Source organism: Pseudomonas sp. FGI182 (assembly GCF_000511325.1).
GTDB lineage: Bacteria > Pseudomonadota > Gammaproteobacteria > Pseudomonadales > Pseudomonadaceae > Aquipseudomonas > Aquipseudomonas putida_Z.
Window position 1 is genome coordinate 4,134,448 of the sequence record NZ_CP007012.1, and the last position, 14,293, is coordinate 4,148,740.

The following is a 14,293-nucleotide window of genomic DNA, read 5'->3' on the forward strand; positions in this document are numbered from 1 at the left end:
AAAGCCGCCCTTTTCTCAGGAATGCACCGGTTTGGCAAGTTCGCGTGGCGTTTCGTGCTGGCGCATCGATCACAGCACGCCGCCTGAATCAGCCGAGCTGCTCGAAGGCTTCCTGGCCGGTCAGTTCCTTGGTCTGGTTGGCGAAGCAATACCAGGCGGGTTTCTCTTCGACGAAAATCTGCAGGTCGAAATCCCATTCCTGGTCGCCGTCCAGCAGGCCGACCGGGACGGCATGGAAGTCATTGGCCTTCAGCCGGTAGTACAAGTGCGTGCCGCACTGGCCGCAGAAACCGCGCTGGGCCCAGTCGGAAGACTCATAGACGCTGGGGGCGCGCCCTTCGATCACTGGTGGCTTGCTGCAATGCACCACCAGCAATGGGCCGCCGGTCCATTTACGGCACATGCTGCAGTGGCAGGCGCTGATATGGGTGTTGTCGACGGTGACCTTTAGCTTGGTGGCGCCGCACAGGCAGGTGCCGTGTTTTTCCAGGGCCATGGCTGGCTCCTTCAGCGAGGGATGGGCAGACCAGTATAGGTGCACGATTCCTGTAGGAGCGGCCTTGTGTCGCGATGGGCTGCAAAGCAGCCCCCCGGGTCTATGCAGCGTTACCAACATCGAGGGGCCGCGTTGCGGCCCATCGCGACACAAGGCCGCTCCTACAGGGCATCGCGTAAGCTTCTAGATGTAAATGGTACCGCGCAGGTACAACGCCGCCCGCCCGCTGATGATCACCCGGCCATTACCCGGCACTTCGCACTGCAGCTGCCCTTTGCGCGTCCCACCCTGCTCACAGCTCAGCACGTTCCTACCCAGACGCTCTGCCCATATCGGCGCCAGCGAGGTGTGCGCCGAGCCAGTCACCGGGTCTTCGTTCACGCCGACCCGTGGGCCGAACCAGCGGGTGACGAAATCAAAGCCACGGCCTGCTGCGGTAACGGCGATACCGCGCACATCGAAAGCCGACAGGGCAACGAAATCCGGCTTCAGGGTGTCGAGCAACAGGGCGTCATCAATCACCACCACATAGTCGTCACTGCGGTACAGCGCCCGTGCCTGGCCAAGGCCCAGCGCCTGCAACAGGCCCGGCAGCATGTCCACGGCGACCGGCTGCTTGGCCGGGAAGTCCATGGCCAGCAGCCCGTCGGCGTTACGGCTGACCCGCAGCTCGCCACTGCGGGTGTTGAAACGCAGCACCTGCACCTGCTCGCCCAGCTGTTCGAACAGCACATAGGCCGAGGCCAGGGTGGCATGGCCGCACAGGTCGACTTCCACGGTCGGGGTGAACCAGCGCAGGTCGAAGGTTTCGCCGTTGCGCACGAAGTAGGCGGTTTCCGACAGGTTGTTCTCTTCGGCGATGCGCTGCAGCACATCGTCCGGCAGCCAGCTTTGCAGCGGGATCACTGCCGCCGGGTTGCCCCCGAACGGTTCGGCGGAAAACGCATCGACCTGGAAGATTTCAAGTTGCATGCACACACTCCTTGTTGCCCGATCGCTGCCAGGCAGATGTATGAAAAGGGTTACTGGCGTACCGGGGTCAACACGGCTTCGCCGGCAAAGAACGCCTGCAGGTTGCGCAGCACCAGGGCCACCGTGTCGCGCGCCGCCTCCGGCGACTGGCCGGCCACGTGGGGGGTGAGCACGGTGTTGCCAAGGGCCTTGAGGGCATCGGGTACAGCCGGCTCGTCGTCGAACACATCCAGTGCCGCACCAGCCAGTTGGCCATGCTGCAGCGCGGCCACCAGGGCCTGGGTGTCGACCACGCTGGCACGGGCGATGTTCACGAGGTAGCCCTCGGCCCCCAGGGCCTCGAGCACCTGTGCATCGACCAGATGGCGAGTGTCGGCACCGCCGGGGGTGGCCACCACCAGGATGTCGACGGCATCGGCCAGGTGCTGCGGGCTGTCGTACCAGGTGTAGGGCACATTTTGGCGCGGCGTGCGGCTGTGGTAGCTGACGGGCATGGCGAAGCCCAGATGGGCGCGCCTGGCGATGGCCAGGCCTACCGCACCAAGGCCGAGAATGCCCAGGCGCTTGCCACTCACCGAGGGGCTGATCACCCGGTTCCATTCGCCCCGGCGGGTACTGGCATCGGCGCGGGGAATGTCGCGCAACAGCGCCAGCAGCAAGGCAAGGGTGTGGTCGGCGACCGCCTCGGCATTGGCCCCGGCGCCGTTGGTAACCGTGATGCCGCGCGCAGCGGCGGCGGCCAGGTCGACCTGCTCGTAGCCGGCACCGATCACGCAGATGATCTGCAGTTTGGACAGCTTGTCGATTTCGCTGGCAGTCAGGCCCAGCGGGCCGCGGGTGAGCACTGCATCGATTTCATGGGCATGGCGCTGGATGGCCTCGGCCCGCAGTTGCGGCGAAGGGGCACGGATCAGACGGTAGCCGGCCTGCTCCAGCATGGGCAGGTAATCATCGACGGTTTCCACCAGCACCAGGACTGTCTTGTGCATGCCACCTCCGGGTCAGTTCGAGGCGACATTATGCGGAGTCACCGGCCAGTACAGTCAACCGAAATAAAGAGGTGAAACTGCACTGTTCTGCTTAGCGCTGCTCTTGCTCTTGCTCTTGCTCTTGCTCTTGCTCTTGCTCTTGCTCTTGCTCTTGCTCTTGCTCTTGCTCTTGCTCTTGCTCTTGCTCTTGCTCTTGCTCTTGATCTTGATCTTGATCTTGATCTTGATCTTGATCTTGATCTTGATCTTGATCTTCGCGACTTCAGGAGGCCGAGCAGAGGGCTTGCGGAGGGAGGTGACGGGCATGGATGCCCGTCAAGCGCTGAGGCCCCATGGATGGGGCCTGCAGCGCGTACTCCCGGGAGCAAGACCGGCGCGAGGGAACCCCGTAGCGTAGCGGAGGGGCCGGATGATGGGAGCGCAGCGTTTTTTGGTTACTTTTTGTCGCGTTTGACAAAAAGTGACTCGCCGTAAGGGCGAAAAGGTGAGTAAGCGTCGCCATCGTAAATGGACTATGCGCGAGATCAAGACCGGTACTTTTCCGCTCTTCGCTCTTCGCTCTTCGCTCTTCGCTCTTCGCTCTTCGCTCTTCGCTTTCAAGCGTGGGCATCAACAACAAGGTCAACATTCATTTTCGAAGGTGGCGCTTAATCACCTTTCCGCCCTTACGGCGGGTCACTTTTTGTCAAACGCGACAAAAAGTAACCAAAAAACGCTGGGGGGTATGACTCACCCAGATGGGTTACAAATCAGTTCACGCACATAGGTAACAGTCTTTAACTGGCAAGGTCGGTTTTCGAGGATCTGACCATGCCGTGGCGAGAGCTAACACCTATGGACCTGAAAATGCTTTTCATCGCGGACTACCTGCAGGGGCCGCCTAGCTTCAGCGCCCTGTGTGAGGCCTACGAGATCAGTCGAAAGACCGGCTACAAATGGGTCGAGCGATACGAGAAAGAGGGCCCGGCAGGCTTGGAGGAGCGCAGCCGACGCCGGTTGACCCAGGACTGGGTTGTACCTGTCGCGGTCCGCGAGGCCATTGTGGAACTGCGCGGTCAGGGGGAAACGGTGCCTGGGCCCAAAAAAATCCAGGCAGCGTTGCAGGAGCGCTTTCCTGATCAGGCGCCACCCTCAAAGACTGCGATCTACAACATCCTCAAGAAGGCCGAACTGATCAAGCCGCGGCGTCTACGTCAGCGTGTGGCCATCTATCCCAAGCCACTGGAAAAAGCGGAGTCGCCCAATCAGCTGTTCAGTGCAGACTACAAGGGCCAGTTCCTCACAGGGGCCGGCGTCTGGTGCTATCCGTTGACGATCATGGATCACGCCAGTCGCTTCTTGCTTGCCTGTCACAGCATGGCAAACACGAACTTTTTGGAAACGCAGGCGGTATTCACTGATGTATTCCGTGAAAATGGGCTGCCTGAGCGTATCCGAACCGACAACGGCGTACCGTTCGCCAGCAAAGGACGCGCAGGTCTTTCCCAACTGTCGATCTGGTGGCTGCGTCTGGGCATCATTCCCGAGCGCATCGCACCTGGCAGACCTGAGCAGAATGGCCGGCATGAACGCATGCATCGGACACTCAAGAGCACGCTCCCATCGCCACCGGCAATGGCATGGGAGGCTCAACAACGGCACTTTGATCGGTTTCGGCAGCATTACAATTACGAACGGTTGCACGAAGCCTTGGAACAAAGAACGCCGGCGTCCTGTTATCAACCTTCGCCGCGCCCATTCCCTGAAAAGCTGCCTGAAATGATTTATCCCAGCCATATCGAGAGCTTGCCAATTGACGGTTGCGGCATCGTCAGCCGCCGAGGTTTGAGGATCTACGTAGGTTACGTACTGAAGCACCAGACCATTGGGCTGGAGCAAGTTGGAGACGGGCTCTGGGATGTTATTTTCGGTCCAATCGTCCTCGGTAGGATCGATGTGCGTGATGCCATTGAGGGCTATGTGACGCTCAAGGTGTCACCTATGTGAGTGAACTTTTATGTAACCCATGTGGGGGACCCGTACATGCGCTCCCATCATCCGGCCCCTGCGCTGCGCTCCGGGGTTCCCTCGCTACGGGCCTGCTCCCGGGAGTACGCGCTGCAGGCCCCATCCATGGGGCCTCAGCGCTTGACGGGCATCCATGCCCGTCACCTCCCTCCGCAGTCCCTTCGCTCGGCCTCCTGAAGTCGCAATCGGCGGCGCCTGGACTACCGCGCGCTTAAAAGCAAAAGCAACGGCAACGGCAACGGCAACGGCAACGTTGCAATTATTGGGCGAACGCACGCCCCAGACCACCCGGCACACCGCTGCTGTCAGTCTCCTGCCACGGCCCATCCGGGCTCAGCGACCAGCTCCAGCCGTTGTCGAAGCGGTAGTAGGTCCGCTGGCGGTAGAAGGTATTGGGTTTCTTCTCCAGCACATACACACCCAGCTTCGGGTCCCAATGGCTCGCCCCGCCAGGTGGCGGCGCGAAGCTGGCCGAGGTGCGTGGCATCGGCTTGGGCGTGGCCGCAGGCTTGCTCGGCGCGGGGGCCGGTTGCCTGTCCGGCAAGGGCTTGACCGCCGGCCCCGGCGGCGGCAGGCGCTCGATCGGTGGTTCGGGCTGCTCGTACGGCTCATGCACCGTACACGCAGACAAACCCAGGGCCAGGGTAATCAGGGTCAGGCGGACGATGCTGTGCATGGCATTGCTCTCTTACGGGTCGGGGCTGTCGATGGTCAGGTGCTGGATGGCCTGGGTGGCGCTGGGCAGTGGCGTGCCCTGGCCAATCCACTCGCCATGGGTTGGCTGGCCAGCGCGTGATACACGTGCAACGAGTTGGACTTCGGCAAAGTCCGACAGTTTCATCTGCGGCATCATGGCGTCAGCATCGGACAACTCCACCTCGATCGGCAACTGCGCCACGGTCACCCGCTTGGCCGCCAGCGGCATCGGTGGGCCATTGCTGGCGCGGGCGAAGATGAATACCGTGTCGTCCGGCTTGACCTTGTCCTTCAACGCCGCCGCCAGTTCCACGCGCACCTTCAAGCGAGCCGCCACGGGCGCCGCAGCCTGCCCCGGCGAACCACCCAGGCGCTCGGCGGCGCGGTCGATACCGCCCTGCAGCGCCGCACGCGAGGTATCACCTTCCGGCAGCTGCGCCAGCAGGCGCTTCCAGTAATCGATAGCTTCCTGGTAACGCTCGCCCTCGAAGGCAGCGATACCACGCAGGCCCAGGCTGGTCACTTCGTTGGGGTCGGCTTTCAGCGCCTCGTCAGTCAGCGCCTGCAGCTGCGGGCTCCATTTCTTGTCGGCAGCGAAGTACAGCGCCTGTGCCCACTGCCCGAGCAATTCGGGCTGGCGACCGGCCAGGGCCACGGCGCGCTCGAAGGTACGCGCGGCATCGGCGGGGCGCTGCTCGGCCATGTAGGCTCGGCCCAGGAAGTACACGGCCTCGGCCGAATCCGGCTGGGCCTGCACCACCCGTTCCAGGCGGGCAGTCATTTCTTCCATCGACTTGGGCGCCTCGGCAAACTCCTGGGTCAACTCCACCTTGTCGGCCGCGCCGAAATGCAGGTACAGCCCCAATGCCAGCAGCGGCACCAGCAGCGCCGCCAGCAACGGCAGGGCCTTGCCCAGGTGCCCCTGGCGCGGGGCCTCGGCACCTTCGGTATCCGCCAGCAGCTCACGGGCGGCCTCGTCACGGCCCTTGGCCATCTGCGCCTCGTCGAGCACGCCAGCGGCCTGCTGGGCAGCCAGTTCGGCGACGCGCTCCTGGTACAGGGCCACGTTCAGGGCGGTGCGGTCTTCTTCCTGCTGGCGGCCACGGCCACGCAGGATCGGGATCAGCAGGAAGCTGAGGGCAGCGAGCAGCAGCAGGCCCGCGCTAAGCCAGAATTCAATCATGGGTCTGTTCTTTTTCCAGCAATTTGGCGAGACGCTCGCGTTCTTCGGCGGACAACTCATTGGCGCCCTGCACGGCCGCACCGCGGCGCCGGCGCACGATCAGCGCCAGCACCACGAAACCACCGGCCAGCAAAATCCCCGGGCCGAACCACAACAGCCAGGTACGCCCGCTGAGCGCCGGCTTGTAGCGCACGAAGTCGCCATAGCGGTCGACCATGAAGTCGACGATCTGCTGGTTGCTCTTGCCCTCGCCGAGCATGCGGAAGATTTCCCGACGCAGGTCGGCGGCAATCGGCGCGTTGGAGTCGGCGATGTCCTGGTTCTGGCACTTGGGGCAGCGCAGCTCCTTGGTCAGCTGCTGGTAGCGTTCACGCTCGGCATCGTCGCGGAACTGGTAGGTGTCGATGGCCGCCTTGGCCACGCCTGCCAGGCTCAACCCCATGAAGAGCCCCAGCACGGCAGCTGCCAGCCCCCGCTTCATGGCTTGGCCTCGTCGACCAGGCCCTGGTACAGCGGCGCCAGCTGCTCACGCCAGACCGTGGCATCGACCACGCCCACGTGCTTGTAGCGGATGATGCCCTTGGCATCGATCAGGAAGGTTTCCGGCGCGCCGTACACGCCCAAGTCCAGGCCCAGGCTGCCCTGCTCGTCACGAATGTCCAGCTGGTACGGGTTGTGGAACTCGGCCAGCCACTTCAGGGCCGCCGCATTGTCGTCCTTGTAGTTGACGCCGTGGATCACCACGCCCTGCTGGGCCAGCTGGTTCAGGTAGGGGTGCTCGACCTTGCACGACGGGCACCAGGTGGCCCACACGTTGACCAGTGCCGGGCGGCCCCGCAAGTCGGCCTCGGTCAGGGTACGGTCGCCCTGGGTCGAGGCCAGGGAAAACGCCGGGAACGGCTTGCCGATCATTGCCGAGGGCAGCTCGTCGGGCTTGAGGAACAGCCCTTTGTAGAGGAACACCGCCACCAGCAGGAATACCGCCAGGGGGACTACCATGATCCAACGCTTCATGCAGCTGCTCCAGACACGCCCAGGGCATCACGCACCCGGGTCTTGACCTTGACGCGATAGCGCCGGTCGAGGGCCGCCAGCAACCCGCCCAGGCCGGTCAGCAGACCGCCCAGCCAGATCCAGCGGACGTAAGGCTTGATATGTACGCGTACCGCCCAGGCACCGTTCTCCAGCGGCTCGCCAAGGGCGACGTACAAGTCGCGGGTAAAACCGGCGTCGATGCCGGCTTCGGTCATCATCGACTGCTGCACGGTGTACAGGCGTTTCTCCGGGTGCAGGGTGGTCACTTCACGGCCATCGCGGCTGACCACCACGGTGCCTTTGTCGGAGATGAAATTCGGCCCTTCGAAATGCCGGGCACCCTGGAACAGGAAGTGGTAACCGCCCAGTTCCACGCTCTCGCCCGGCGCCATGCGCAGGTCGCGTTCGGCGCTGTTGTTGCTCGACAGCACCACGCCCAGCGCGCACACCGCCAGGCCCAGGTGCGCCAGCTGCATGCCCCAGTAGCTGCGACCCAGCCCGGGCAGGCCCTTGAGCAGGCCTTTGTGGCGGGTCTTGTCGAGAATGTCGCGCAACCCGCCAAGCACCACCCAGGCGGCCAGGGCGAAGGCGGTCAGGGTCGGCCAGTCGAAGTCGTCGACGATAAAGCCCGCCACCGGCGCGAGGATGGCGCTGCCGAGCAGCACCGGGGTCATCATGCTGGCCAGCCATTTGCCGGGGGTGTCTTTCCAGCGCACCACCACGCCCACGCCCAGCACCACCATCAGCAGTGCCATCAGCGGCAGGAACAAGGCGTCGAAATACGGTGGGCCAACCGACAGCTTGGCCCCGGTCAGCGCATCGAGCACCAGCGGGTACAGGGTACCGAGCAGAATCATCGAGGCCGCCACTACCAGCACCAGGTTGTTGGCCAGCAGCAGCGTCTCGCGCGACCACAGGGCAAAGCCGACCTGGCTCTTGACCACCGGTGCGCGCAGGGCGAACAGGGTGAGCGATCCACCGACCACGAACAGCAGGAAGATCAGGATGAAAATGCCCCGCGACGGGTCGGCGGCAAACGCGTGCACCGAGGTCAGCACACCGGAACGCACCAGGAAGGTACCCAGCAGGCTCAGCGAGAACGCGGCAATCGCCAGCAGCACTGTCCAGCTCTTGAACACCCCGCGCTTCTCGGTCACCGCCAGCGAGTGGATCAGCGCCGTACCCACCAGCCAAGGCATGAACGAGGCGTTTTCCACCGGGTCCCAGAACCACCAGCCACCCCAGCCCAGTTCATAGTAGGCCCACCACGAGCCCAGGGTGATGCCGACCCCGAGGAAGGCCCAGGCAACGATGGTCCAGGGCCGCGACCAGCGCGCCCAGGCGGCGTCCAGGCGGCCACCGAGCAAGGCGGCGATGGCGAAGGCGAAGGCCACCGAGAACCCGACGTAGCCCATGTACAGCATCGGCGGGTGGACAATCAGGCCAAAGTCCTGCAACAGCGGGTTAAGGTCGCGGCCATCGGTCGGCACCTGCGGCAGCAGGCGCTGGAACGGGTTGGAGGTGATGATCAGGAAGCTCAGGAAGCCCACGCTGATCATGCCCATTACCGCCAGCACGCGGGCCAGCATCACCTGCGGCAATTGCCGCGAGAACACCGATACGGCGAAGGTCCAGCCGCCGAGGATCAGCGCCCACAGCAGCAGCGAACCTTCGTGGGCGCCCCACACGGCACTGAACTTGTAATACCAGGGCAAGGCGCTGTTGGAGTTGCTGGCCACATAGGCGACCGAGAAGTTGTCGGTCATGAAGGCATGGGTCAGGCAGGCGAAGGCAAAGGCCAGGAAGGCGAACTGCCCCCAGGCCGCCGGCCGCGCCAGGCTCATCCACAGGCTGTCGCCACGCCAGGCGCCGAGCAGCGGCACGCTGGCCTGCACGGCGGCAAAGCAGATGGCCAGGATCATCGCCAGCTGGCCGAGTTCGGGGATCACCAGCGCCGCGTTCATGGCTTGGCCTCCCCGCCGGTGGCGGCCTGGCCGCTTTCCTTCAGGGCCTTGGTGACCTCGGGCGGCATGTACTTCTCGTCGTGCTTGGCCAGTACTTCATCGGCCACCACCACGCCATCGGCGTTGAGCTTGCCGAGGGCGACGATGCCCTGCCCTTCGCGGAACAGGTCGGGGAGGATGCCACGGTAGGTGATCGGCACCGACTTGTTGAAGTCGGTGACCACGAAGCGCACGTCCAGCGAATCGGACGAGCGCTGTACCGAACCTTTCTCGACCATGCCGCCCGCGCGGATGCGGGTGTCCAGCGGCGCTTCGCCGTTGGCGATCTGGGTCGGGGTGTAGAACAGGTTGATGTTCTGCTGCAATGCGCTCAAGGCAAAGCCGACGGCAACCCCTACGCCGACCAGCAGGCCGACGATGAGCAACAGGCGTTTCTTGCGCTGCGGATTCACTGGTTGTTCTCCCGGCGCAAACGGCGCGCCTCATCTTGCAGGTAGCGACGGCGGGCCAGCACAGGCGCGGCGACATTCAGCGCCAGCACCGCCAGGCAGATGCCATAGGCCGTCCACACGTACAGGCCGTGGTGGCCCATGGCGAGAAAGTCACCGAAGGTGGCGAAACTCATTGTGCGGCCCTCCGCCCCAGGCTGTTCAATACTTCATCCTTGACCCAACTGGCGCGCGCCTCGCGCTTGAGCACCTCAAGGCGCATGCGCAGCAACAGCACCGCGCCAAAGAAGCAGTAGAAGCCCAGCGCCGTGCACAGCAGCGGCAACCACATTTCTGCGGGCATCGCCGGCTTTTCGGTGAGGGTGAAGGTGGCGCCCTGGTGCAGGGTGTTCCACCACTCCACCGAGTACTTGATGATCGGGATGTTCACCACGCCGACGATCGCCAGTACCGCACAGGCCTTGGCTGCACTGTCACGATTACTGATTGCCTGGCCCAGCGCAATAATGCCGAAGTACAGGAACAGCAGGATGAGCATGGACGTCAGCCGGGCATCCCAGACCCACCAGCTTCCCCAGGTGGGCTTGCCCCAGATGGCACCGGTGACCAGCGCCACGGCGGTCATCCAGGCACCGATGGGGGCGGCGCACTGCAAGGCAACGTCGGCCAGTTTCATCTTCCACACCAGCCCCACCACCCCGGCCACTGCCAGCAGCACGTAGCAGGACTGCGCCAGCATCGCCGCCGGCACGTGGATGTAGATGATGCGGAAGCTGTTGCCTTGCTGGTAGTCCTGGGGGGCGAAGGCCAGGCCCCAGGTGATGCCGACCAGCAGCAGGAGCACGGCAGCGCCGGCAAGCCACGGCAGCATGCGGCCGCTGATGGCATAGAACCATTTGGGGGAGCCCAGCTTGTGGAACCACGTCCAGCTTATTTTCATCAGGGTACATCCAGGGTATTGGCCGGGCTTGAAAGCCCGGGACTCGTTATTCGCCGACGCTGATTTTCAGGCCGGCCGCTATCGCAAAGGGTGCCAGGGTCACGGCCAGGGCCGTCAGGCTGGCGAGCCAGAGCAGGTGGCCGGTTGCCGGCATATTCTGCAACGCCGCTTGCAACGCACCACTGCCCAGGATCAATACAGGGATATACAACGGCAGAATCAGCAATGCCAGCAGCAAACCGCCGCGTTTCAGACCGACTGTCAGCGCCGCGCCCACCGCGCCCAGCAGGCTCAGCACCGGCGTGCCCAGCAGCAGGGAACCGAGCAGCACCGGCAGGCAATGGCTCGGCAGCCCCAGCATCAGTGCCAGCAGCGGCGCCAACAATACCAGCGCCAGCCCGGAAAAGATCCAGTGCGCCAGCACCTTGGCCAGCACCAGCAGCGCCAACGGGTGCGGCGACAGCACCCACTGTTCCAGCGAGCCGTCCTCGAAATCGCTGCGGAACAAGCCGTCCAGCGACAACAGCACCGCCAGCAGTGCCGCCACCCAGACCAGGCCTGGCGACAAGGTTTGCAACAATTGGCTTTCCGGGCCGACTGCCAGCGGGAACAGCGCAACCACGATGGCGAAGAATACCAACGGGTTGGCCAGCTCGGCCGGGCGGCGGAACAGCAGGCGCGCTTCGCGGCGCAACAACAGGATGAATACGCTCATGCCGCCCATTGCCCCAGGTTCAGTTCACGGTAACCGGAGGGCTTGCGTTCCAGCGTGTGGTGGGTGGTCAGCACTACCGTGCCGCCCTGCTCGCAGTGGGCCGCCAGGTGCGCCTCGAGCTGCGCCACGCCCTGCTTGTCGAGGGCGGTGAAGGGTTCGTCGAGGATCCACAGCGGCGGGCTGGCCAGGTACAGCCGGGCCAGGGCCACGCGGCGCTGCTGGCCGGCAGACAGGGTGTGGCAGGGCACATCTTCGAAACCACGCAGGCCGACGGCCGCCAGTGCCGCCCAGATCGCCTCGCGGCTGGCAGGCTGGTGCAGGGCGCACAACCAGGTGAGGTTCTCCTCGGCGGTGAGCAGGTCCTTGATGCCGGCGGCGTGGCCGATCCATAACAGGATGCTGGCCAGGGCGTGGCGCTGCTCGGCCAGTGGCTTGCCGCCCAGCAGGATCTGCCCGGCCGTCGGCTGCATCAGGCCGGCCAGCAGGCGCAGCAGGCTGGTCTTGCCGCTGCCGTTGGGGCCGCTGATCTGCAGCATGTCGCCGGGCCGCAGCTCGAAAGCGAGGTGCTCGAACAGCAGGCGCCAGTCGCGCTCGCAGGCCAGGCCCGCGGCTTGGAGGTGAAGGGTCACGGTTTCGCCTTATCTTTGTAGGGCTAGAGGTCGGCGTCGTCTGCTTCGCGGGTAAACCCGCTCCCACAGGTTCAGCGCAGGGTTTGAAAGCTGCGCAAACCTTTGTAGGAGCGGGTTCACCCGCGAAGCAGGCGACGCCGACCTCTAGCCCTGTATCTCAAGTCGCCCCCCTCGCTGCCGTTATACTGGCAACGACGGACGGTCGGCATTATTACACGCGCCGCCGCGCTGCCAAGAGGGCGGGCTCGACAGGTTGTATACAATCATGACTGAAATCAATAGTCTCGGCGCACAAACCGCGATCAGCCCCCAGGCCATCAAGGCGGGCATGACCGGCGAACTGCTGCGCCTGACGCAACCGCAGCCCGGCTTGATGGCCCCCGGCGAGACCGCGCAAGCCGAGGTCATGTCTTTGCGCCAGGTGGGCCAGGACTTCCAGCTGGTGCTGCGGCTGATGCTGGCCAACGGCACCCAGACCCAGCTGCAAGCCAGCGCCAGCCAGCCCCTGCCCCAGGGTAGCCAGGTCACGGTCAGCCAGACCGAAAGCAACCGCCTGGCGATCATGCTGCAGCAGGCCAGCGCCAGCCAGGTCGCCACCCTCACCCAGCTGGACACCAGCAAGGTGCCGGTCGGCACCCTGCTGCAGGGCAAGGTCCTGACCAACCAGGCACTGGTCCAGGCGCCCGGCCAGCCCGCCGTCTACCGGGCGCTGGTCAGCCTGCTGAACAGTGCCCAGGCCGGCGCAACCCTGAGCGTGGATAGCCCGCGACCGCTGGCCGTCGGCAGCCTGCTCAGCGCGCTGGTGCAGGGCGACCAGTCGCTGCGTTTCGTACCGCTCAGCGGCCGCCAGGACCAGCTCAGCATTGCCCAGCAGCTGCTGACCCAGCAAAACCGCCAGGCTTCGCTGCCCGGCCTGCTCAATGCCCTGCAACAGGTGGCCCGCGACCCGGGCGCCGATGGCGAACTGCGAGCCAGCGCCGAACGCCTGCTGGCGGGCCTGCCGGAAGCCCGGCAACTGGGTGATGCCAAGGCAGTGGCACAAGCCCTGAACAACAGCGGTGCCTTTCTCGAAGCCAAACTGCTGGGCGGCCTCCCGGCCAGCGTCGCCACCGACCTCAAGGCGCACTTGCTGCGGCTGATCACCGTCGCGCCGGCCAGCATACCCGGGGCGCCCAACCTGGCGCCCGCCAGCTTGGCCGTAACCATGCCGGCCCTGGCCCGCAGCGCGCTGGGCATGCTCGAACGGGTCAGCCCCAAGCCGCAGCCGGGCGCATTCCCGCTGCCGTCGCGCCTGCTCAAGGCCATGGAAGACGAAGGCGACCTGCAACAACTGCTGCGCCTGGCTGCCGCTGCCGTATCGCGCCTGCAAAGCCACGCCATGAGCAGCCTGCAACAAACCGGTACCCTGGAAAACGGCAACCTGCAGACCACCTGGCAAACCGAAGTGCCGATCCGTCACGGCCAGGAGTTCATCCCGTTGCAGGTCAAGCTGCAACGCGAGGAAACGCCACAACAGCAGGCCGACCGCCAGCAGGAGTCAGCCGACCCGCTGCAAGCCCTGTGGCGTATCGAGCTGGCTTTCGACCTCTCGCCCCTTGGCCCGGTGCAGGTCCAGGCACAACTGAGCCAAGGCCGCCTGGGTGGCCAGCTTTGGGCGGAACGCGAGGCGACAGCCCGGCTGATCGACAGCCAGCTCGGTAGCTTGCGCGAACGCCTGTTGGCGCGGGGCCTGGATGTGGGTGATCTGGAATGCCATCCTGGTATCCCGCCACAAGGCCCGCGTACGCGGGTAGAACAACGTTGGGTGGATGAGAACGCATGACGAACCAACCTGCACGGCAGGCGATTGCCCTGTTCTACGACGGGCAGCAAGCCCCTACCCTCACCGCCAAGGGCGACGATGCGCTGGCCGAGGCCATCCTAGCTCTGGCCCGCGAGCACGAAGTGCCGATCTACGAAAATGCCGAGCTGGTGCGTCTGCTGGCGCGCCTGGAGCTGGGGGACCAGATACCGGAGGCGCTGTACCTGACCATTGCCGAAATCATCGCCTTTGCCTGGCACCTGCGGGGCAAAGTGCCTGCGGGCTTCGATGACGAGCCTGCCGCCCCAGGGACAACCCCACCCCTGCTAGGAAGGCTGCTGCCCGGAGGCGAAGGCGCCTGACCGCCATGGTATCCATGCAAATTGCCTTTTTGCGCCATATTGGTAACGTGCCGTT

17 protein-coding genes are annotated in these 14,293 nt (G+C 64.6%); 3 read left to right on the forward strand and 14 right to left on the reverse strand.

From position 1 onward, the window contains the following. Positions 1-88 precede the first annotated feature (88 nt). The 4 genes from C163_RS18165 to C163_RS27230 all read right to left on the reverse strand — a co-directional run bounded on the left by C163_RS18165 (position 89) and on the right by C163_RS27230 (position 2,763). Positions 89-496 (reverse strand): GFA family protein, encoded by a 408-nt coding sequence (locus tag C163_RS18165; RefSeq protein WP_025340047.1) that lies wholly within the window; start codon positions 494-496, stop codon positions 89-91. A gap of 183 nt (positions 497-679) precedes the next feature. After that, positions 680-1,468, reverse strand: a complete 789-nt coding sequence (locus C163_RS18170) for a PhzF family phenazine biosynthesis protein (RefSeq protein ID WP_025340048.1) — start codon at positions 1,466-1,468, stop codon at positions 680-682. 50 nt (positions 1,469-1,518) lie between these two features. Beyond that, positions 1,519-2,457, reverse strand: coding sequence for a 2-hydroxyacid dehydrogenase (locus C163_RS18175; RefSeq protein WP_025340049.1), 939 nt, complete (start codon positions 2,455-2,457; stop codon positions 1,519-1,521). Positions 2,458-2,511: 54 nt separating this feature from the next. Then, a complete protein-coding gene (locus C163_RS27230; protein WP_025340050.1) occupies positions 2,512-2,763 on the reverse strand; it encodes a hypothetical protein in 252 nt (83 codons plus the stop codon). A gap of 504 nt (positions 2,764-3,267) precedes the next feature. Here C163_RS27230 and C163_RS18185 point away from each other — a divergent pair. Further along, positions 3,268-4,443, forward strand: coding sequence for an integrase core domain-containing protein (locus C163_RS18185; protein ID WP_025338036.1), 1,176 nt, complete (start codon positions 3,268-3,270; stop codon positions 4,441-4,443). 280 nt (positions 4,444-4,723) lie between these two features. Here C163_RS18185 and C163_RS18190 read toward each other — a convergent pair whose 3' ends face one another. The 10 genes from C163_RS18190 to ccmA are packed head-to-tail and all read right to left on the reverse strand — an operon-like array spanning position 4,724 to position 12,075. Continuing rightward, the gene (locus tag C163_RS18190; RefSeq protein ID WP_025340051.1) at positions 4,724-5,140 is read right to left on the reverse strand and encodes a hypothetical protein; all 417 of its coding nucleotides are present in this window, start codon (positions 5,138-5,140) and stop codon (positions 4,724-4,726) included. Positions 5,141-5,152: 12 nt separating this feature from the next. Then, complete coding sequence (gene ccmI / locus C163_RS18195; RefSeq protein ID WP_015271184.1) at positions 5,153-6,343, reverse strand: c-type cytochrome biogenesis protein CcmI; 1,191 nt, start codon at positions 6,341-6,343, stop codon at positions 5,153-5,155. Continuing rightward, positions 6,336-6,824, reverse strand: a complete 489-nt coding sequence (locus tag C163_RS18200) for a cytochrome c-type biogenesis protein (RefSeq protein ID WP_025340052.1) — start codon at positions 6,822-6,824, stop codon at positions 6,336-6,338. Before C163_RS18200 ends, ccmI begins: the two co-directional genes overlap by 8 nt. Beyond that, positions 6,821-7,357 carry a DsbE family thiol:disulfide interchange protein gene (locus C163_RS18205; protein WP_023663391.1) on the reverse strand — a complete coding sequence of 179 codons (537 nt, stop codon included), beginning with the start codon at positions 7,355-7,357 and terminating at the stop codon, positions 6,821-6,823. Before C163_RS18205 ends, C163_RS18200 begins: the two co-directional genes overlap by 4 nt. Next, positions 7,354-9,327: a heme lyase CcmF/NrfE family subunit gene (locus tag C163_RS18210; RefSeq protein ID WP_015271186.1), complete on the reverse strand. Its 1,974-nt coding sequence runs from the start codon at positions 9,325-9,327 to the stop codon at positions 7,354-7,356. Before C163_RS18210 ends, C163_RS18205 begins: the two co-directional genes overlap by 4 nt. 11 nt (positions 9,328-9,338) lie before the next feature. Continuing rightward, on the reverse strand, positions 9,339-9,794 hold the full coding sequence (gene ccmE / locus C163_RS18215; protein WP_019096399.1) for a cytochrome c maturation protein CcmE: 456 nt from the start codon (positions 9,792-9,794) through the stop codon (positions 9,339-9,341). Beyond that, the gene (ccmD, locus tag C163_RS18220; protein ID WP_013973562.1) at positions 9,791-9,967 is read right to left on the reverse strand and encodes a heme exporter protein CcmD; all 177 of its coding nucleotides are present in this window, start codon (positions 9,965-9,967) and stop codon (positions 9,791-9,793) included. Before ccmD ends, ccmE begins: the two co-directional genes overlap by 4 nt. After that, positions 9,964-10,731 (reverse strand): heme ABC transporter permease, encoded by a 768-nt coding sequence (locus C163_RS18225; protein WP_012273476.1) that lies wholly within the window; start codon positions 10,729-10,731, stop codon positions 9,964-9,966. The genes ccmD and C163_RS18225 overlap by 4 nt, the downstream gene beginning before the upstream one ends. A gap of 46 nt (positions 10,732-10,777) precedes the next feature. Next, positions 10,778-11,455 (reverse strand): heme exporter protein CcmB, encoded by a 678-nt coding sequence (gene ccmB / locus C163_RS18230; protein ID WP_013973563.1) that lies wholly within the window; start codon positions 11,453-11,455, stop codon positions 10,778-10,780. Beyond that, positions 11,443-12,075, reverse strand: coding sequence for a cytochrome c biogenesis heme-transporting ATPase CcmA (gene ccmA / locus C163_RS18235; protein ID WP_013973564.1), 633 nt, complete (start codon positions 12,073-12,075; stop codon positions 11,443-11,445). Before ccmA ends, ccmB begins: the two co-directional genes overlap by 13 nt. A 265-nt stretch (positions 12,076-12,340) precedes the next feature. On the opposite strand from ccmA, the gene C163_RS18240 reads away from it, so the two are divergent. Further along, positions 12,341-13,897, forward strand: a complete 1,557-nt coding sequence (locus C163_RS18240; protein ID WP_025340053.1) for a flagellar hook-length control protein FliK — start codon at positions 12,341-12,343, stop codon at positions 13,895-13,897. Next, complete coding sequence (locus C163_RS18245) at positions 13,894-14,238, forward strand: EscU/YscU/HrcU family type III secretion system export apparatus switch protein (RefSeq protein ID WP_025340054.1); 345 nt, start codon at positions 13,894-13,896, stop codon at positions 14,236-14,238. The genes C163_RS18240 and C163_RS18245 overlap by 4 nt, the downstream gene beginning before the upstream one ends. The last annotated feature ends 55 nt before the right edge of the window (positions 14,239-14,293 follow it).